The sequence below is a fragment of the Mycobacterium sp. NGS62 genome, from assembly GCF_059812285.1.
Map to the genome: position 1 here is coordinate 243,780 of NZ_JCALCK010000003.1, position 19,495 is coordinate 263,274.

At 66.8% G+C, this 19,495-nt stretch carries 13 protein-coding genes, 1 tRNA gene and 1 pseudogene; 7 read left to right on the forward strand and 8 right to left on the reverse strand.

The annotated features are described in order from the left end of the window. Window position 1: 1 nt before the first annotated feature. The 6 genes and pseudogenes from kdpB (at window position 2) to AC5Y49_RS10635 (ending at window position 9,418) form a co-directional block, all read left to right on the forward strand. The gene (kdpB, locus tag AC5Y49_RS10610) at window positions 2-2,107 is read left to right on the forward strand and encodes a potassium-transporting ATPase subunit KdpB (RefSeq protein WP_499886730.1); all 2,106 of its coding nucleotides are present in this window, start codon (window positions 2-4) and stop codon (window positions 2,105-2,107) included. Between the two features lie 2 nt (window positions 2,108-2,109). Beyond that, window positions 2,110-2,988, forward strand: a complete 879-nt coding sequence (locus AC5Y49_RS10615; protein ID WP_499886732.1) for a potassium-transporting ATPase subunit C — start codon at window positions 2,110-2,112, stop codon at window positions 2,986-2,988. Beyond that, window positions 2,978-5,515 carry a DUF4118 domain-containing protein gene (locus AC5Y49_RS10620; RefSeq protein ID WP_499887247.1) on the forward strand — a complete coding sequence of 846 codons (2,538 nt, stop codon included), beginning with the start codon at window positions 2,978-2,980 and terminating at the stop codon, window positions 5,513-5,515. The genes AC5Y49_RS10615 and AC5Y49_RS10620 overlap by 11 nt, the downstream gene beginning before the upstream one ends. Continuing rightward, window positions 5,512-6,192, forward strand: a complete 681-nt coding sequence (locus AC5Y49_RS10625) for a response regulator (protein ID WP_499886733.1) — start codon at window positions 5,512-5,514, stop codon at window positions 6,190-6,192. The genes AC5Y49_RS10620 and AC5Y49_RS10625 overlap by 4 nt, the downstream gene beginning before the upstream one ends. Window positions 6,193-6,688: 496 nt before the next feature. Further along, window positions 6,689-7,802, forward strand: a pseudogene (locus tag AC5Y49_RS10630) (NAD-binding protein). Window positions 7,803-8,044: 242 nt separating this feature from the next. After that, window positions 8,045-9,418, forward strand: a complete 1,374-nt coding sequence (locus tag AC5Y49_RS10635; RefSeq protein ID WP_499886735.1) for a PPE family protein, SVP subgroup — start codon at window positions 8,045-8,047, stop codon at window positions 9,416-9,418. Window positions 9,419-9,431: 13 nt separating this feature from the next. Here the strand turns inward: AC5Y49_RS10635 and AC5Y49_RS10640 are convergent, their stop codons facing one another. The 8 genes from AC5Y49_RS10640 to AC5Y49_RS10675 form a co-directional block, all read right to left on the reverse strand. Beyond that, entirely contained in the window at window positions 9,432-10,364 is a 933-nt protein-coding gene (locus AC5Y49_RS10640; RefSeq protein WP_499886737.1) for a Ppx/GppA phosphatase family protein, read from the reverse strand. After that, the gene (locus tag AC5Y49_RS10645) at window positions 10,355-10,846 is read right to left on the reverse strand and encodes a DUF501 domain-containing protein (RefSeq protein ID WP_499886738.1); all 492 of its coding nucleotides are present in this window, start codon (window positions 10,844-10,846) and stop codon (window positions 10,355-10,357) included. The genes AC5Y49_RS10640 and AC5Y49_RS10645 overlap by 10 nt, the downstream gene beginning before the upstream one ends. Beyond that, window positions 10,839-11,468 (reverse strand): FtsB family cell division protein, encoded by a 630-nt coding sequence (locus tag AC5Y49_RS10650; RefSeq protein ID WP_499886740.1) that lies wholly within the window; start codon window positions 11,466-11,468, stop codon window positions 10,839-10,841. Before AC5Y49_RS10650 ends, AC5Y49_RS10645 begins: the two co-directional genes overlap by 8 nt. Window positions 11,469-11,477: 9 nt before the next feature. After that, a complete protein-coding gene (eno, locus tag AC5Y49_RS10655) occupies window positions 11,478-12,767 on the reverse strand; it encodes a phosphopyruvate hydratase (protein WP_499886742.1) in 1,290 nt (429 codons plus the stop codon). Window positions 12,768-12,821: 54 nt separating this feature from the next. Next, window positions 12,822-13,553, reverse strand: a complete 732-nt coding sequence (locus AC5Y49_RS10660; protein WP_499886743.1) for a lytic transglycosylase domain-containing protein — start codon at window positions 13,551-13,553, stop codon at window positions 12,822-12,824. A 95-nt stretch (window positions 13,554-13,648) separates the two neighbouring features. Beyond that, on the reverse strand, window positions 13,649-14,689 hold the full coding sequence (locus AC5Y49_RS10665) for a nucleoside triphosphate pyrophosphohydrolase (RefSeq protein ID WP_499887249.1): 1,041 nt from the start codon (window positions 14,687-14,689) through the stop codon (window positions 13,649-13,651). Window positions 14,690-14,760: 71 nt separating this feature from the next. Next, window positions 14,761-18,390 carry a transcription-repair coupling factor gene (mfd, locus tag AC5Y49_RS10670; protein ID WP_499886745.1) on the reverse strand — a complete coding sequence of 1,210 codons (3,630 nt, stop codon included), beginning with the start codon at window positions 18,388-18,390 and terminating at the stop codon, window positions 14,761-14,763. Between the two features lie 172 nt (window positions 18,391-18,562). After that, the gene (locus AC5Y49_RS10675; protein WP_499887250.1) at window positions 18,563-19,156 is read right to left on the reverse strand and encodes a TetR/AcrR family transcriptional regulator; all 594 of its coding nucleotides are present in this window, start codon (window positions 19,154-19,156) and stop codon (window positions 18,563-18,565) included. A gap of 177 nt (window positions 19,157-19,333) precedes the next feature. Here AC5Y49_RS10675 and AC5Y49_RS10680 point away from each other — a divergent pair. Then, a tRNA-Gln gene (locus tag AC5Y49_RS10680) sits at window positions 19,334-19,405 on the forward strand. Window positions 19,406-19,495 lie beyond the last annotated feature (90 nt).

A 19,495-nucleotide genomic window follows, 5' to 3' on the forward strand; every position in this document is an offset into this window, starting at 1 on the left:
AATGCGCGGTCCGACAACAAACTCAGCGGGCGGGCTACTCGACCCGCAGATGCTACTGAAGTCGCTACCCGGCGCGCTACGCAAACTCGATCCTCGCACCTTGTGGCGCAACCCGGTGATGTTCGTCGTGGAGATCGGCGCCGTGTGGTCAACGGTGCTGGCAATCGGCGAGCCGAGTTGGTTCGGCTGGCTGGTGGTGTTCTGGTTGTGGCTGACGGTGGTATTCGCCAACCTGGCCGAGGCGGTGGCCGAAGGGCGCGGCAAAGCGCAGGCCGACACGTTACGCAAGTCCAGAGCCGGCACCCAGGCCCGCCGGCTGGTCGGCTGGTCACCGACCGCCGGCGGTATCGAAGAGCAGGTCCCCGCGTTGCTGCTGCAGCAGGGCGACTTCGTCGTCGTCGAAGCCGGCCAGGTTATCCCCGGCGATGGAGACGTCGTGGAAGGCATTGCGTCGGTGGACGAGTCGGCCATCACCGGCGAATCGGCACCGGTGATCCGGGAATCCGGTGGAGATCGCTCGGCGGTGACCGCCGGGACCACCGTGCTCTCCGACCGCATCGTCGTCAAGATCACTCAACAGCCCGGTCAAGGCTTCGTGGACAGGATGATCGCACTGGTGGAAGGCGCCAACCGGCAAAAGACACCCAATGAGATCGCGTTGAACATCCTGCTCGCCGCCGTCACGATCATTTTCGTGTTTGCGGTGGCCACCCTGCAGCCGCTGGCGATCTACTCCAAGACCAACAACCCCGGAGTGCCGGATACCGCCGCCCTCGACGAAAATGGCATCACCGGAATCGTTTTGGTGGCGCTGCTGGTGTGCCTGATCCCCACCACGATCGGTGCGTTGCTGTCTGCCATCGGCATCGCCGGGATGGACCGGTTGGTCCAGCGCAACGTGCTGGCGATGTCCGGGCGCGCGGTCGAGGCAGCCGGCGACGTCAACACCCTGCTACTGGACAAGACCGGAACGATCACGCTCGGTAACCGCGAGGCCTCCGAGTTCATCCCGGTCGACGGTGTGACCTTTGAGGAACTTGCCGACGCCGCTCAGCTGGCCAGCCTGGCTGACGAAACCCCGGAGGGCCGCTCGATCGTCGTCTATGCCAAAGATGCCTACGGGCTGCGGGCCCGGTTGCCCGGTGAGCTCGATAACGCCAATTGGGTGGAATTCACCGCGGTGACGCGGATGTCGGGCGTCGACATCGACGGACGGCAACTGCGCAAGGGCGCAGCCAGTTCGGTCGCGGAGTGGGTGCGTGGTCATGGCGGCACGGTGTCGGCACAAGTCGGGCAGGTCGTCGACGGCATCTCGGCTGCCGGCGGAACCCCGTTGGTGGTGGGCCAGGTAGGCGGCACCACAGCGCGGGTGCTTGGCGTCGTCTACCTCAAAGACGTGGTGAAGCAGGGCATGCGCGACCGGTTCGACGCGATGCGCCGAATGGGCATCCGCACCGTGATGATCACCGGCGACAATCCGCTGACCGCCAGGGCGATTGCCGACGAGGCCGGCGTCGACGACTTTCTCGCCGAGGCCACGCCGGAAGACAAGCTGGTCCTGATCAAGGGTGAGCAGGAAGGCGGCCGACTGGTCGCGATGACCGGCGACGGCACCAACGACGCGCCGGCGTTGGCCCAGGCCGATGTCGGGGTGGCGATGAACACCGGCACCAGTGCGGCCAAAGAAGCCGGCAACATGGTGGACCTGGACTCAGACCCCACCAAACTGATCGAGATCGTCGAGATCGGCAAGCAGTTGCTCATCACCCGCGGTGCGCTCACCACGTTTTCGATCGCCAACGACATCGCCAAGTATTTCGCGGTCATCCCGGCGCTGTTCGTGGTGCTCTTCCCCGGCCTGGACCTGCTCAACGTGATGCGGTTGCACAGCGCGGAGTCGGCGATCCTCTCGGCGGTGATCTTCAACGCGCTCGTGATCGTCGGCCTGATTCCGCTGGCGCTGCGCGGAGTGCGATATACCCCGAGCGATGCGTCAAAACTGTTGAGCCGCAACCTCGCAATCTACGGGCTGGGTGGGATCGTGACCCCGTTCATCGGTATCAAGCTCATCGACCTGGTGCTCCAACTGCTTCCCGGAATGGCCTGACAATGAGTAATTCGGTCCTGGTTCGCCAGCATTGGGCAGCGCTGCGCGCGCTGCTCCTCTTCACGGTGATCCTGGGAATCGGCTACCCGCTGTTCGTTTGGCTGGTCGCGCAGTGTCCCGGTTTGCGCCCGCAAGCAGAGGGCTCGATCATCCGGATCGACGGAAAACCGGTTGGCAGCGCACTGATCGGCCAGTCGTTCACCGATGCCGCCGGTCGGCCGCTGCCACAGTACTTTCAGTCGCGGCCCTCGGCGGCCGGTGCCGGTTATGACCCGTTGAGCAGCGGTGCAAGCAATCTGGGACCCGAAGACGTGGTGGATACGCCGACGCGGCCGAGCCTGCTCACCCTGGTGTGCTCACACAGCAAGGCAATCGGTGACCAGGAAGCGGTGGACGGATCGCGCCCGTTCTGCACGGCCGGCGGTGTCGGCGCCGTCCTGTCGGTGATCGGCCCTCGCGATGCGCGGGGCAATGTCAGCCGGCCTATTCGAGTGGTCAGCGTCAATGAACCGTGCACAGCCGTGACCCGTCCGTTCGTGAGCAGCTACGCCGGGGTGCCTGTGCAGTGCGCACAGTCCGGGCAGGACTACTCGACCGGCCAGCTTGTGCCGGTCCGTGGTGTCGCACCCGGTGACCCGCGAGTGCCCCCCGACGCAGTCACCACGAGCGGCAGCGGTCTGGACCCGGACATCTCGCCGGCCTATGCCGAGATTCAAATCGCTCGGGTAGCCGCGGCTCGGCGTGTCGCCCCCGATCGAATCCGCGATGTGGTTCGGGCCAACAGCAGCGGCCGCGATCTCGGCATATTCGGTGAGCCCCGGGTCAACGTGCTGCGACTCAACCTCGCACTGGACCAGTCGTACCCCGGTCCTGGTGGATGATGGTTGGGTGAGTGTCGAGCACCGTCGCAAACGCGGGGAGCTGCGCATCTATCTCGGCGCGGCCCCGGGTGTGGGTAAGACGTATGCGATGCTCGGCGAAGCGCACCGGCGCCTGGAACGCGGCACCGACCTGGTGGGGGCGGTGGTCGAGACGCACGGCCGCCGAAAAACCGCCGAGCTGATTGCGGGGATCGAGATGATCGCGCCCCGCTTCCTCGACTACCGCGGCAAGCGCTTTCCCGAACTCGACGTACCGGCAGTGCTGGCCAGACAGCCGGACGTGGTCCTGGTCGACGAGCTCGCGCACACCAACGCACCCGGCAGCAAGAACCACAAGCGATGGCAGGATGTCGAAGAGCTGCTCGATGCCGGCATCACCGTGATCTCCACGGTCAACATCCAGCATCTGGAAAGCCTCAACGACGTCGTCGCCCAGATCACCGGAATCGTTCAGCAGGAAACGATACCGGATTCGGTGGTGCGGCAAGCCGCCCAGGTCGAGTTGATCGACGTCGCACCAGAAGCGCTGCGGCGCAGGCTATCTCATGGAAATGTGTATGCTCCGGAGAAGGTTGATGCGGCGCTGTCCAACTACTTCCGCAGCGGAAACCTCACCGCGCTGCGAGAGCTCGCCTTGCTGTGGCTGGCCGACCAAGTCGATGCGGCGTTGGCCAAATACCGCGCGGACGAAAGGATCACCGACACCTGGGAAGCGCGTGAACGCGTGGTCGTCGCGGTCACCGGCGGACCCGAATCGGAAACGTTGGTCCGGCGGGCTTCGCGGATAGCAACGAAGTCCACCGCCGAGCTGCTGGTGGTGCACGTCTTGCGCGGCGACGGGCTCTCCGGCGCGTCGGCTCCGCGGATCAGCAAGATCCGTGAACTGGCCGTCAGCCTCGACGCGTCGATGCACATCGTCGCCGGTGACGACGTGCCCACCGCGCTCCTGGATTTCGCCCGCCAGATCAACGCCACTCAGCTGGTGATCGGGACGTCGCGCCGCTCGCGTTGGGCGCGCATCGTCGAAGAGGGCATCGGCGCCAGGGTGATCCAACTGTCGGACAAGATCGACGTGCACATCGTCACCCACGAGGAGTCCAAACTCGGCATTCGACGCACACCGGTCTCGCCTCGCCAGCGACGCGCCGCATCATGGCTGGCGGCGGTCGTTGTGCCGTCCGCGATTTGTGCGATCACCCTCGCCTGGCTGGATCCGTTCCTGGAGACCAGCGGAGAAAGCGCAATGTTCTTCGTCGGGGTGCTGGCGGTGGCCCTGTTGGGCGGCGTCGCGCCGGCTGCGCTTTCTGCGGTGTTGTCGGGTCTGCTGTTGAACTACTACCTGACGACGCCGCGGCACAGCTTCACCATCGCCGAACCCGACGCGGCCGTGACGGAGCTGGTCCTGCTGGTGATCGCCGTCGCGATCGCGGTTCTGGTCGACGGCGCGGCCAAACGCGCCCGCGAAGCCGGCCGCGCATCCCAGGAGGCAGAGCTGCTCACGCTGTTCGCGGGATCAGTGCTGGGCGGCGCCGACCTGGAAACACTTCTCGAACGGGTACGGGAAACCTACTCACAGCGCGCCGTGAGCATGGTGCGCAAGGACAGCCGCCTCGTCGCGTCAGTGGGTATGAACCCATGCAGCACAATAGATTCCGCCGACACTGCAATCGAGGTCGGCGATAACGAATTCTGGATGCTGATGGCCGGCCGGAAGCTGGCCGCCCGCGACCGTCGCGTGCTTTCGGCGGTGGCCACACAGGCCGCGGGCCTGATACGGCAGCGCGAATTGACGTTGGAGGCCGGCAGGGCCGCGGCGATCGAGCAAGCAGACGAGTTGCGGAGATCGCTGTTGTCGGCGGTCAGCCACGACCTACGCACCCCGCTGGCAGGGGCCAAGGCCGCGGTGTCGAGCCTGCGCGCCGGTGATGTCGACTTCTCTCCCGAGGACACCGCCGAATTGCTGGCCACCATCGAGGAATCGATCGACCAGCTCACCGCACTGGTCGGCAACCTGCTCGATTCGTCGCGGTTGGCCGCCGGGGTTATTCGACCTGAGCTGCGCCGGGTGTATCTGGAGGAAACCGTGCAACGGGCGCTGGTCGGTATCGGCACAGGCGCCACCGGGTTCCTGCGACCCGGCATCGACCGCGTCAAAGTCGACGTCGGCGGCACACAGGTGATGGCCGATGCCGGCCTGCTGGAGCGGGTACTGGCCAACCTGATCGACAACGCGCTGCGCTACGCGCCCAATTGCGTCGTGCGCGTCAATGCCGGCCAGGTGGGCGAGCGCGTGTTGATCAATGTCATCGACGAGGGGCCGGGTATCCCGGCGGGCAGCGAGGAAGGCCTCTTTGCGGCGTTTCAGCGGTTGGGCGATCACGACAACACCACCGGCGTCGGACTGGGGTTGTCGGTAGCACGCGGTTTCGTCGAGGCGATGGGCGGCACCATCCAAGCGACCGATACTCCGGGCGGTGGTCTGACCGTCGTCGTGGAACTGGCTGCACCAGAAGAGCGGCGCCAGTGACTCGAGTACTGGTGATCGACGACGAGCCGCACATTCTGCGCGCGCTGAAGATCAACCTGTCGGTTCGGGGCTATGAGGTGATCACTGCCTCCACCGGTGCCGGTGCGTTGCGCGCCGCCGCCGAACACCGTCCCGAAGTGGTGATCCTGGATCTGGGTCTGCCCGACATCTCCGGCATCGAAGTGCTGGCGGGGCTGCGGGGCTGGCTGAGTGCTCCGGTCATCGTGCTCTCCGCGCGCACCGATTCATCGGACAAGGTCGAGGCGCTGGACGCCGGCGCCGACGATTACGTCACCAAACCGTTTGGGATGGACGAGTTCCTCGCCCGGCTGCGTGCCGCGGTGCGCCGCAACGCCGCCGCGTCCGAAACCGATCAACCGGTCATCGAAACCGCGGCGTTCACTGTCGATTTGGCGGCGAAGAAGGTCGTCAAGAACGGCGCAGAAGTGCACCTGACGCCGACCGAATGGGGCATGCTCGAGGTGCTGGTCCGTAACCGGGGCAAGCTGGTCGGCCGCGAGGAACTCCTCAAAGAAGTGTGGGGCCCTGCATATGCGACCGAAACACATTACCTGCGTGTCTATTTGGCGCAGTTGCGGCGCAAACTCGAGGCCGACCCGTCCAGACCGCAGCACCTGCTGACCGAAGCGGGCATGGGCTACCGCTTCGAGGTGTGAACCTCGGCGGGCGCCCAACGTCGAGTTGTTGGGCCGGTATGCGGGCCGGCGGCACAACAAGTCGACGTTCGCGGTCAACATATCGACAGCGTGATGCCTTGGCCGTCGTGGATTACATTCTGGTAAAACCTTTCTCTGACGGTACGCCCGGCGCGGGGCCGACGAAACGGCCCGCCTGAGTCTGTCTGCTCGCCGCCGGCGCAGCCGCCAGGTCGATCATGAGACGGGAAATGGCTTGTCGGAGAACCACGTTTGATTCCCTAATTGTCGGCGGAACAATTTTGCCAGCTTTCTCATCGGAAAGGTGCAGCATTTTCCCAGCAGCATGCGTTAAGTGGCTTGCGATGGACGCTGGGATTTCCCCGCAGTACAAGCCGGTGCGGGTGCCCGCTGGTCGATTTATAGTGCGACTGAACGGTGGCGCTAGAAGAGTGGGTTTCAATGACGGACGACCTAATTCGATCGCGATCGGGATTTCCCCAGTAGTGGGTCAGACATGGACCGCCACATCATTGTCAGCGGGGAAGACGCGCTCGCGACGACGATCATCGAGGAGCTGAACAACGCCGGCGCAAGCATCGTCAAGCTTGCCAATCTCGCCGACGCCGGCGTCAAGAGCGAGCTCACCTCCGCGGGGGTCACCCGTGCGGCGGCGGTGGTTTGCGCCGGTGATGACGACGCGACCAATCTCGAAATCGCCCTGCTGGCCCGCAAAGCCAACCCGAAGATCCGCGTGGTGGCGCGGCTGACCAACGACGTGCTGCGGGAAGCGGTGGCCGCCGATAACGGACCTGGCGCTATCCTCAACGTCGCAGACCTGGCGGCGCCGTCGGTCGTCGAGGCGTGTCTGGCGCACACCGTGCACCCGTTCGAGGCGGCGGGCATCAAATTCGTCGTCTCCAGCAGCCGCGCGCCGCGGGACGCAACGCAGCGTGAGGTCTACGGGAACCTGGCCCCCGTGGCGGTGATTCACCGCGAGAACTCCGCCTCCCCCGGCGAGATGGTGGTGTGTCCGGGGCGGGATCTGCCGGTGCGAGCCGGTGACTGGACGGCGATGATCGGCACCGTCGAGGAGTTGGCCGCGCGCGGCATCAAGGTTCCCCGCACCACCGGGACACGCGCACGCCAAAGTTGGCTGCGACGCGTCCTCGACGGCGCACGCACTCTGCGCGAGGACTGTGCTGCGCGAGATTTTGGGGCCGCGGGTATGGCGCGACGTCAACAGGTGGCTCGACGTCCCGATTGTGATGCGGGTCTATGACCGCGCGCTCGGCTTCGAGGTGGCGCAGCGTTTCGATTTCCAAAACGTCCGCTCCACAGTCGAACTGGCCGCACCCTGGTTCATCGGCGCCGCGATGGGTCTGCAGGTGCTCGGGACGTTTTCGGTCGGGCAGAGCTCGTTCGTGGTCGGCGGAATGCACGTGGCCGTCGGCAGCGAACTCGACGGGCTGCGAATGTTCGACCTGTCCACCCACACCCGCGTCATCGCGATCACCCGGCCCGGCGAACAGGTCCGACTGCACCCGCGCCGCAAAGGGCAGCCGCCGCCAAGGCAGATTACCGTTGATCAGTACACGGCGCCGGTGGGTCGCGCAAATTCTGTGCGCTAGCTATTGCTCACTGCCGCGCCAAATTAAGTGCTGTTTAACGGTTTGTTACCCATGCGAGGAGCCGCTGTCTGCGGACCCATAATGGATTTGCCCGCTCGGTGAGTTTCGCGATGAGGGTTCTTTTGGAGTAAAGAACGCCGTCGTTTTTTGGCGGTCTGCGGCCGTAAATGGGAATGGCCGCGAGCTGGCGACAGCGCGGGCGGGCCCGCTGTCGCTGCGACTGTTCTAAGGATTGTGCTGCAATGGATTTCGCGATTTTGCCGCCGGAGGTCACCTCCGGCCGAATGTATGCCGGTCCCGGGTCGGGAACGATGTTGGCCGCCGCGGCGGCCTGGCACACATTAGCCGCCGAGCTGCATTCGACGGCGAATTCGTATCGGTCGGTGGTGACGACACTGACCGCCGGGCCGTGGCTGGGTCCCACCGCGGCGTCGATGGGCGCGGCGGCCGCTCCCTATGCGGTGTGGATGAGCCTCACCGCTGAACAGGCCGAGCACACCGCCGCGCAGGCTCAGGCAGCGGCCGCCGCGTACCACACGGCGTTTGCCGCGACGGTGCCGCCTGCGGTCATCGCGGCCAACCGCAGTCTGCTGATGGCGCTGGTGGCAACGAATCTCTTTGGGCAGAACACCCCGGCGATCGCGATCACCGAGACGCAGTACGCCGAGATGTGGGCACAGGACGCAACGGTGATGTACGGCTATGCGAGTGCATCGGCAGCCGCGACGACGCTGACGCCGTTCAGCGCACCACCGCCGAGCGCCAGTCCGGGCGCTGCGGCAACCCAAGCCGCCGCGGTGAGCCGAGCGACGGGCACGTCCGCCAGCAAGGTGCAGGGCACAATGTCGTCGACACAGCAAGCTTTTTCGGCGGTACCTAATGCGCTATCCAGTCTTGCATTCGCGGACCCACCCGCCACGTTGACGCCATTGGACCTGCTCGACGCGGTCGGCAGCCTCAGTGGCATCTTTGTCGACCCGTCGTTGGGCGTCGTGGGCGGATCCCTGGGCACAGTGGCTCTGCCCTACGACGTTGCCGGGGCGCTGACCGGGTTCCACACCGATGACATCATCAGCGGCTGGGCCGGGCTACAGTCCTGGCCGGGGACGGCGCCGGTGCCCCCATCGCCGTTCCCGGTGGTCACGAGCGCCGGCCCGGGCCTCTCACCGGTGCCATCGGTGTCGGCAGGCCTGGGCCAGGCGCACGCGGTCGGGACATTGTCGGTGCCACCGACCTGGACCGCGGCCACCCCTGCAGTCCGCCCGGTCGCATTGGCGTTGCCGACTACCAGCGCAAGCGCCGCCGGGGCGGTAATGGAAGTCAGCTCGGAAAGCACGCTTAGCGAGATGGCGCTGGCGGGTATGGCCGGACGCGCCATGGCCAGCACCCTCGGGTCGGGCGGCGGGCGGGAGCGCGGCAAAGCTCTTACCGCCGAGCGGGCGGTGGCCACCGCTGAAAAGCACTCGGCTGCCGGTGAAGTCGCATCACAGACCTCCCCGCGCATCGCTGTCACCGGAATCGCAGCCGAGATACGTGAGCTCGCCAAACTGCGCGACGAGGGCATCCTGACCGCGGATGAGTTCACCGAGCAGAAGAACCGGCTCCTCGGGCGGTGAAGCCGCGGGCAGATCAGTCGGCGACCGAGAGCGCGATGCCGTCCAGGATGTCGTGTTCGCTGACGACCAACTCGTGTATGCCGGCGCGTTCGCGCAACGCCAATGCCAACTCCTCCACCACGATTGCGCCGGCACCGATCACGTCGGCGCGGCCCGCGTGCATCGGCCCCAGCGCCGCTCGCTGCGCGCGTGTCATGCCGATCAGTCCCTCGCACACCTGCAATAACCGCTCGATGCCGACGCGCGAAAGATGAATGTTCGCCGCGTCATACACCGCCATATCCTGGGCCAACGCCGCCAGTGTCGTCATCGTTCCGGCCACCCCCACCCAGGTACGGGCGCGCTGCACGGGGACCGCACGTAGCGCCTCGCCGAGCCGGTCGCGGACCAGCTGGCGGGCGGCGGTCACCTCGTCCGCGGTGGGCGGGTCTGAGTGCAGGCAGCGCTCGGTGACCCGCACGCAGCCGATGTCGGCCGAGAAGCTGGCCTCCACGGCATCGTCTCCGAGCACAATCTCGGTCGAGCCGCCGCCTAAGTCAACCACCACGAAAGGTGCTTCGGCAGGGTCCAATTCGTCGACCGCTCCGGTGAACGACAACGTGGCTTCTTCCGTGCCGGTGACCACTTCGGCGCTCACCCCGAGCACGTCGGTCGTCATCGCGAAAAAGACGTCGCGATTGGCGACGTCCCGGGCCGCCGAGGTGGCCACCATCCGGATACGGTCGACATCGTGGGCAGCGCACAATGCCGCATAGTCGACGAGCGCGGCGCGGGTGCGCGCCAACGCCTCCGGCGCGAATTCACCCGTCGCGTCGACACCTTGCCCCAACCGCACAATGCGCATCTCGCGGTGCACGTCGCGTAGATGACCGCCGACCGGATCGGCGATCAGCAGGCGAATCGAGTTGGTACCGCAGTCGATTGCCGCGACGCGACTCACGTCCACTGCTCCTTGTCGAGAATCCCGGCCATCACCGGCTCGGCGGCCAGCACGGCCAGTGCCTGATCGCCCAGCGGGTTCACTCCGCGGCCTTTGGCCAGTGCATGCGCGATCAACACATGCAGGCATTTGACCCGTTCGGGCATACCGCCGCCGGAGAACGTGGTGCCCAACGGCTCGATCGCATCCCGCTCCGCCAGATAGGACTGGTGTGCACGCCGGTAGCCGGCGGCCAGATCGGGGTCATGCTTGAGCCGTTCGGTCATCTCCCGCATCATCCCTGACGACTCCAGCCGGCTCGCAGCGGCGGTCAGCACCGGATGAGTCAAGTAGTACAACGTCGGAAACGGTGTCCCATCCGGCAGTTTCGGTGCTGTCTTCACGACGCCGGGCTCACCGTTGGGACAGCGGTAGGCGACCTCGAGCACCCCGCGCGGCCGGCGACCGAGTTGGCGCGCCACCGCGTCGAGGTCGGCGCGGTCAACCACCGGCCGGCGCGGGTTCCGGCGGCCCGGGTGGCGCCGGCGCCGGCGGTCCGTGCGGAGCGTCGGCGATGGTATGCCACAGCGACGTGTACCAGGGGCCGTTGCTCGTCGGGGCCGCCGCCTCCGAGCCCGGTTCGGTGGGAAGCGTCGCCGACGGCGGAAGCTGCACCTGATAGGGGACTTCTCCGGGCATCACGAACCCCAGCCGCTCGCGCGCCTGCGCCGCGATGTAGGCCGGATCAGCCAGTTTGACTTTCTGCTCCTCGAGCGTGGCGATTTGGCGGCGCAGCGCGGCTTCGGATGCGGCCAACTGTTTCATCTCGGTGCGTTGCGCGAAGTAGGTGCGCACCGGACCGGCGATGGTCAACGTCAGCACACAGACCACGGCGGCCAAGATCGCCGCCCGCCGCGCGGTCAGGCCCAGCCGCTGCTCGGACCGTTGCTCGGCCGACGCGACGATGGCGCGCCTGATCGGCTCGACCGGCTCAGGCTGCGCACGCGACCCGTTGGAAGCCCGGCGCCCCGCCGCCGACTTGCGCGGGCGGCCCGGAGCCGAATCGCCGGCCCGTCCCGGCCGCGGCGCTCGTGAGCGCCGCTTGGGATCAGGCCGTTTCGCGTCGGGCATCGCGATCGGCTATCTGGCGTCCAGCACGTAGCGCGGGAAGGCGAGATCACCGGCGTAGCGGGCCGCGTCGCCGAGCGCTTCTTCGATCCGCAGCAGTTGGTTGTACTTGGCGACGCGCTCGCTGCGCGCCGGCGCCCCGGTCTTGATCTGGCCGCACCCGGAGGCCACCGCCAGATCGGCGATCGTGGTGTCCTCGGTCTCGCCGCTGCGATGGCTCATCATGGTGCGGTAGCCACTGTGGTGGGCCAGCGCCACCGCGTCCAGTGTCTCGGTCAGCGTCCCGATTTGGTTGACCTTGACCAGTAACGCATTCGCCGCGCCCCGCTCGATTCCCTCTTCGAGCCGTTCGGGATTGGTGACGAAGAGATCGTCGCCCACGATTTGCACCCGGTCACCGATGGCGGTGGTCAGCGAAACCCACCCGTCCCAATCGTCCTCGGAAAGCGGATCTTCAATCGATACAAGCGGGTACGAGTCAAGCAGCTCGGCGTAAAACTGAGCCATCTCGTCGGCGCTGCGGGTGTTGTTCTCGAACGCATAGCCGCTGCCGTCGGTGTAGAACTCGGTAGCCGCTGCGTCGAGGGCCAACGCCACGTCCGAGCCGAGTCTGAAGCCGGCGGATTCGATGGCCAGGCCGATGACATCGAGCGCCGCCTTGGTGCCCGGCACATCCGGGGCGAAACCGCCCTCGTCACCCAGCCCGGTGCTCAGGCCCTGCTTCTTCAACTCGGCCTTGAGCGCGTGGTAGATCTCCGCGCCCCAGCGCAGCGCTTCGGAGAAACTCGCAGCGCCGATGGGCGCCACCATGAACTCCTGGATATCCACACCGGTGTCCGCGTGCGCCCCGCCGTTGAGGATGTTCATCATCGGCACCGGCAGGATGTGGGCGTTGGGACCGCCGACGTAGCGGAACAGCGGTAGTTCGGCGGAATCGGCGGCGGCCTTTGCCACGGCCAGCGACACGCCGAGGATCGAGTTTGCGCCCAACCGCGACTTGTCCGGGGTGCCGTCGAGGTCCACCAGCGCCTGGTCAACCAGCCGCTGATCGTCGGCGTTCAGACCGATGACAGCCGGGGCGATTTCGTCGAGGACGGCCTGCACGGCCTTCTTCACACCTTTGCCGCCGTACCGGTCGCCGCCGTCGCGCAGTTCGACGGCCTCGTGTTCTCCAGTGGACGCACCAGAGGGCACCGCTGCCCGCGCAAATGTCCCGTCGATGAGCGCAACCTCGACCTCGACAGTCGGGTTGCCGCGCGAATCGAGGATCTCGCGGGCCCCGACCTGCTCGATAATGGGCACTGGGTTCTCCTTGCTGGTAAAGGCAACAGACCGGGTCTAAGCCTAAAGCCTGGCTCAGAGCGGGTGACCTGCCGCATAGGCGGTGGCCCAGTCGCGCACCGCGCGCGCATACGGATCGGAATCGTTGTAGGCCCGCAGTGCGGTGATCCATCCCCTGGGCGTAGCGAGATCCTTTCCGCGCCAGCATAAGTAACCGGCGGCCGACAGCGCGGCATCGTCGATGTTGTCGACGCTGACGATTCCGTCGTTGTTGGCGTCCACCCCGTAGAGGCGCCACGTCTCCGGAATGAACTGCATCGGGCCCATCGCCCGCACCACACCGTCGTCGTCGGCTAAATCCCCCGCTTCGCTGTCGACGATGTGCAGAGTGCCGCCGCTGCCGTCGAGGCGCACACCGCGAATCGGTGGGTGCACATCGCCGTTGGGCGCCACCCGCGCGTGCCGGTAGGTGCCGTGATGGCTTTCGATTTCACCGATGCCGGCCAACGTGGTCCACGACAGATGGCATTTGGGGTTTTCCACCTCCGCAACCCGCGCCGCATAGGCGTATGCCTCCAGCGCGATCACCGGAATGTCAAGCCTCGGAGCCCGCTCGGCCGCCCAGTCGTAGAGCTGGTCGGCGGGCCGACCCTTGGCGTGGGTGTCGACCGACGGCACCGGGTCCCCGGCCGGAGGCGGCACGCCCTTGGGGATGGGCGTGCCCAGCTGCCAGGTACAACTGGAGGCCAGGAGCAGCGCGGTCGCCCCCACGACAGCGACCGCCCGTAGCCAACGCACCGGCGACACAAAGCTCCCCTTAGACTCCCCTAAACCGTCTTTCCCAGCCATGGTCGCATGGGAAGCGACTACGTCGCCGCGTCGCCGCGGCCTACGCGCGCTGGCTACTCCGATTCCACGCTATCGCGCTGGCCGGCCGGGTCTCGGTCATCCGGGCCCGACTCGCCGGGTTCGATGTCCGCGTCAGCCGCCACTTCTACGGCGTCCGACGACGGCCAGTACGTCCGCCACTCCTCCTCGGTGATCGCGCCAAGCGGTGTGACATCGAGCTCTTCGGGAACGTCTGCTCCCCGGCGCTCGGCGGCGATCAGCTTCTCGGTATCACGAACGGTATCCATGAACTCCAAAACAGCAGCGCGCAGCACGTTTTCGGCATCGGCACCGGCGGTCACGCTGATCGAGGTGATCGCTTCCGGAATCAGGTCGGTGGGAAACCCCGCCTGGTTGGCTCGTTGAATGGCCTTCTGCGCCAGCGCCAATGCCGGTTGCGCGGTGGGGACATTGTCCATCGCGGAGTTCTGCGGCTTGCCTTTCTTTTCTAACGCCTTGCCCTCTTCCCATTGAGCCAACTGCTCGTCAAGCGAAATCGCCTCTCCGGCAAGCACTCCGGGTACGCGATTGCCGAGTTTGCGCAGCAGGGTGTCGGCCACGTCGTCGATGCTGAACGGATGTTGCGGCGCGTCCTCGGCGATCCGGGCGTGGAAGAGCACCTGCAGCAGCACATCGCCGAGTTCCTCGCGAAGCTCGTCGGCGTTGCCGCTGCGCACCGCGTCGAAGAGCTCGTAGGTCTCCTCGAGTAAAAACCGGCGCAGCGAGTCGTGGGTTTGCTCACTTTCCCACGGTCCGGCGGTGCGCAGCTTGTCCATCATGGCGACCGCATCGATGAGCCGTTCGCCGGGCTGCTGGTCGGGTGCCGATATCAGCCGGTCACCAGCGGCTAAGCGGGCGGTGACCGCCGGATGCTCGGGGTCCGATGACAGCAACACCGGGGCGTCGTGTCCGGTGTGCGCGGGGCGCGCGGTCGGCAGCGTCCAGGGCACCGCGACCGGCATCTCTTCGGTGTACTGCACCTCGCCCATCAGCAGTTCGATGGCTTCTACCGGAACCAGTGACGGGCGCCGTGGGTCGACCAAGACGACGGTCATGCGCCGCTCGCCCCCGCAAGCGGGAGGTGCCCCCGCCTCATCGCTCAGTGCCAATTCGTCGCCGGCGCGAGTCATGCGCGCCGTTCCTCGCTGGTCGCCACGGCATTGGTTATACCAACTTTGTCCTGCGGTTTTCCATCGAGCGCCGCCACCAGCTTGGCCACCATGGCGACCAGCTCCACATCGCGAATGCGCGGGGCGCCGACGCCGCCGGCACGCGGAATCGGAACCTGCACCGTCGACGTGGTCGCACGGTGGTGCGCGCCCGGATACATCCGTGCCAGCCGTACCTGGGCGGAGTCCGGAAGGGTCAGCGGGGACAGCCGCACCGTCGCCGCCGAGGCGGCCGTCACTTCAGTAATCCCGGCGGCCCGGCACAGCAACCGCAGCCGGGCCACCGCGATCAGCCGCTGAGCGGGTTCGGGCAACGCGCCGTAGCGGTCGTTCAGTTCCTCGACAACGGCGTCTACTGCGGCATCGTCCGGCGCCGCGGCCAGCCGCCGGTATCCCTCCAAGCGCAGCCGGTCGCTGGGGATGTAGTCCGGCGGCAGGTGCGCGTCCACCGGCAGGTCGATGCGCACGTCCTTGGGCTCCTCGGCGGTGGTGACCAGATCGCCCCGGTAGGCCGCTCGGTATGCTTCAACGGCCTCGCCGACCAGCCGCACATACAGGTCGAAGCCCACCCCCGCGACGTGGCCAGACTGCTCCACGCCCAGCACGTTGCCCGCACCGCGGATCTCCAGGTCCTTCATCGCCACCGCCATCCCGGCGCCCAGCTCGTTGTTCTGCGCGATCGTGGCCAGCCGGTCATAGGCGGTTTCGGTCAGCGGGGCGTGCTGCGGGTACAGGAAATAGGCGTAGCCGCGTTCCCGGCTGCGCCCGACCCGGCCGCGCAGCTGGTGCAGCTGGGCGAGCCCGAAGGTGTCGGCGCGCTCGACGATCAGTGTGTTGGCGTTGGAGATGTCCAGGCCGGTCTCCACGATCGTGGTGCACACCAAGACGTCGTATTCGCGGTTCCAGAACCCTTGCACGGTGGATTCGAGCAAGTCTTCTTGCATCTGCCCGTGCGCCACGACCACGCGAGCCTCCGGCACCAGCGTCCGCACCCGCGCGGCCGCCTGGTCGATGGAGCTGACCCGGTTGTGTACATAAAAAGCCTGGCCGTCGCGCAGCAGCTCGCGTCGCAACGCCGCCCCGACCTGCTTGTCGTCCTGCGGCCCGACGTAGGTCAGCACCGGGTAGCGCTCTTCGGGCGGGGTCAGGATCGTCGACATCTCCCGGATGCCGGCCAGGCTCATCTCCAGCGTGCGCGGGATCGGGGTGGCGCTCATCGTCAGCACATCGACGTGCGTGCGCAGCGACTTGATGTGTTCCTTGTGTTCGACGCCGAACCGCTGTTCCTCGTCGACAACGACCAGCCCGAGGTCTTTCCAGCGCACGCCCGTCTGCAGCAGCCGGTGAGTGCCGATCACGATGTCCACACTGCCGTCGGCCATGCCGTCGATCACCGCGCGCGACTCGGCGGGATCGGTGAAGCGGGACAGCCCCTTGACGGTCACCGGGAACCCGGCCATCCGCTCCCGAAATGTCTCCAAATGCTGGTCTGCCAACAACGTGGTGGGCACCAGCACGGCGACCTGCTTGCCGTCCTGCACCGCCTTGAAGGCCGCGCGCACCGCGATCTCGGTCTTGCCGTAGCCGACGTCGCCGCAGATCACCCGGTCCATCGGCACCGGTTTTTCCATGTCGGCCTTGACCTCGGTGATGGCGGTGAGTTGGTCGACGGTCTCGGTGAAGCCGAAAGCGTCTTCCATTTCCGCCTGCCACGGGGTGTCGGGCCCGAACGCGTAGCCCGGCGCGGCTTGCCGCTTGGCGTAGAGCGACACCAGCTCGCCGGCAATCTCGCGGACGGCGCGACGGGCCTTGGTCTTGGTGGTGGCCCAGTCGCTGCCGCCGAGCCGGGACAACGCCGGCGCCTGCCCGCCCACATACCGTGACAGCTGGTCGAGCGAGTCCATCGGCACGAACAGTTTGTCGGTCTGTTTGTCCGCACCGCGCCGGCTTGAGGCGTACTCCAGCACCAGGTATTCGCGCCGGGCGCCGCCGACGGTGCGCTCGGTCATCTCCACGAACCGCCCGATGCCGTGCTGGTCGTGCACCACCAGGTCGCCGGCGGTCAGCGCCAGCGGGTCAACCACGTTGCGCCGCTTGGCCGCCAGCCGCTTGCCCTCGGTGGCGGTCACCCGGTTTCCGGTCAGGTCGGTTTCGGTGATGACGACGAGGTTGGCCCCCGGAAGTACCGCCCCGTCATGCAGCGGGCCCTGGAGCACTCCGACGACGCCCTGTTTGGGTGCGACGCCCGGCTCCAGCATCGTTGCGGGCGTGTCGGCTTCGGCTAACTGCTCCACGACGCGATGGGCGGTCCCGGTTCCGGGTGCGACGACGGCGGCGTAGCCACCGGTGGCCACGTGGGCGCGCAGCATCGCGAAGATGCCGTCGATGTCGCGCTGATGGCCGCGGGCCGAGGGCGCCGAGCGGATGTCGAGTTCGATCGCCGACTCGTCGGACAGCTGGCTCAGCGTCCACCACGGGTGGCCGGCCTGTCGCGCCGCGTCCCGCGCCTCGTCGAGCTCACGGAAACCCGATCCGCCGAGCTGCTCGACGTCGATCGGTGCGTCTGCCCCCAGCGCCGCCACCGACCAGGAGGCTTCGAGAAATTCCCGGCCCGTTTTGATCAGGTCGGCGGCGCGGGTGCGGACCTTTTCCGGGTCGCAGACCAGCACCGGAGCGCCGTCGGCCAGCTGGCCGGTCAGCAGCGACAAGTCGTCGGGCCGCAGCACCGGCAGCAGCGCCTCCATGCCGTCGACGGGAATCCCTTCGGCAAGCTTGGCCAGCATGTCGGCGACGCTGCCGGTCACGGCGTTTTCTGCTGACGGGCGCTGGGCGCTGAGTTCGGCTGCCCGCGCCCGCACCGCCTCGGTGAGCAGCAGTTCGCGGCAGGCGACCGCGACCAGGCTGTCGACGTTGATCTCGGCGATCGAACGCTGGTCGGCCACCGCGAACATCCGCATTTCGCTGACTTCGTCGCCCCAGAACTCCACTCGCACCGGATGCTCGGCGGTCGGCGGGAAGACGTCGAGGATGCCGCCGCGGACCGCGAACTCCCCGCGCCGGCCGACCATGTCGACCCGGGTGTAGGCGAGTTCGACAAGTCGGGCGATCACCCCCTGGAAGTCGACCTCGTCGCCGACGGCAAGGGTCAGCGGTTCCAGCCGGCCCAGCTGCGGGGTCATCGGTTGCAGCAGGGAGCGCACGGCAGTGACCACGACCTGCAGCGGCGGCCCCAGTCTGGTGTCGGCGGGGTGGGCCAGCCGGCGCAGCAGCATCAACCGCGCGCCGACGGTGTCGACGCCGGGTGAGAGCCGTTCGTGCGGCAGTGTTTCCCAGGACGGGAACATCGCCACCGTCTCGCCGAAAACGCCGCGCAGCTCGGCGGTCAGGTCGTCGGCTTCCCGGCCGGTCGCGGTGACGACCAACAGCGGGCCCCCGCGCGCCAGCGCACTGGCGACGAACACTCGCGCGCTGGCCGGGCCGACCAGCGTCAACTCGGCGGGTCGGTCGGCTGCGTGCTCGATGAGTTGGGTAAACGTGGGCGCGCTGAGCGCTAACTCCATCAGCCCCGCGATCGGGGTTACGGTCATGATCGCGCCACGACGATGCAGAACGTAGCGATGAAGAGGAGTGGCGCCATGATTACCACCATTCTATGCGTCGCTCGATTCACGTTGCGGCACTGGCCAACCCGACGTGATCGCCACCACACGACGCGCGAGCGGCGCGGGATCTTGACCGCGCCTGCGATCGCAGCCAGCGCTATTCGTCCTGCAGACGCGGATCGGCCTCCAAACCGATCAGGCCGTTCCACATCAGGTTGACCAGATGCGCGGCGACGACCTCCTTCTTGGGCTCGCGGGTGTCGAGCCACCACTGCGCAGTCATCGACACCGAACCGACCAGCGCCTGGGCATACAGCGGCGCCAGATCAGGATCCAAACCGCGCCGGGCGAAGTCGCCGGCCAAAATCGAGCTGACCTGGCTGACGGCGTCGTTGAGCAGGCTGGAGTAGGTGCCCGAACTGATCGAGGCCGGCGAGTCGCGGATCATGATCCGGAACCCGTCGGTGCGTTCCTCGACGTAGGTCAGCAGTGCCAACGCCACCCGTTCGACGCGCACCCGCGACCGGTTGTTGGTCAACGACGACGTGATGCCATCCAGCAACGCTGACATCTCCCGGTCCACGACGACCGCGTACAGCCCTTCTTTGCCGCCGAAATGCTCGTAGACTACTGGTTTGGACACGTTGGCCCGCAACGCGATCTCCTCGATCGAGGTGCCGTCATAGCCACGCTCGGCAAACAGAGACCGGGCGATGTCGATGAGTTGGTGCCGGCGCTCGCTGCCGGTCATCCTGGCGCGCGGCGCACGCACTTCCTTATCCGGCGCTGCCACGCCTATCAGGTTATCGGGTCGCAGACCGCCACGAGGTCTGCATCGTCGTCGGGCTGGGTTGGATTGCCCGATTCCTCCTCAGACCGCCACGCGGTCTGCATCGTCGTCGGGCTAAAGTCGTCGCTGGCATCCCGATCCGTCGTGGTGTAATCGGCAGCACATCAGATTTTGGTTCTGAGAGTTCAGGTTCGAGTCCTGGCGACGGAGCTTTTTGGCCCGCTTTTGCGGCGAGCATGCGGATAATGACACGCTGAACGGCGTGTCGGCGGACCAACACGCACACTCGCGGCAGGAGTG

Bases quoted from the DNA above. Each gene is read 5' to 3' on its own strand.
- kdpB (WP_499886730.1), top strand. From the start codon at position 2: ATGCGCGGTCCGACAACAAACTCAGCGGGCGGGCTACTCGACCCGCAG.
- AC5Y49_RS10615 (WP_499886732.1), top strand. From the start codon at position 2,110: ATGAGTAATTCGGTCCTGGTTCGCCAGCATTGGGCAGCGCTGCGCGCG.
- AC5Y49_RS10635 (WP_499886735.1), top strand. From the start codon at position 8,045: ATGGATTTCGCGATTTTGCCGCCGGAGGTCACCTCCGGCCGAATGTAT.
- AC5Y49_RS10650 (WP_499886740.1), bottom strand. From the start codon at position 11,468: ATGCCCGACGCGAAACGGCCTGATCCCAAGCGGCGCTCACGAGCGCCG.
- AC5Y49_RS10665 (WP_499887249.1), bottom strand. From the start codon at position 14,689: ATGACCGTCGTCTTGGTCGACCCACGGCGCCCGTCACTGGTTCCGGTA.
- mfd (WP_499886745.1), bottom strand. From the start codon at position 18,390: ATGACCGTAACCCCGATCGCGGGGCTGATGGAGTTAGCGCTCAGCGCG.
- AC5Y49_RS10675 (WP_499887250.1), bottom strand. From the start codon at position 19,156: ATGACCGGCAGCGAGCGCCGGCACCAACTCATCGACATCGCCCGGTCT.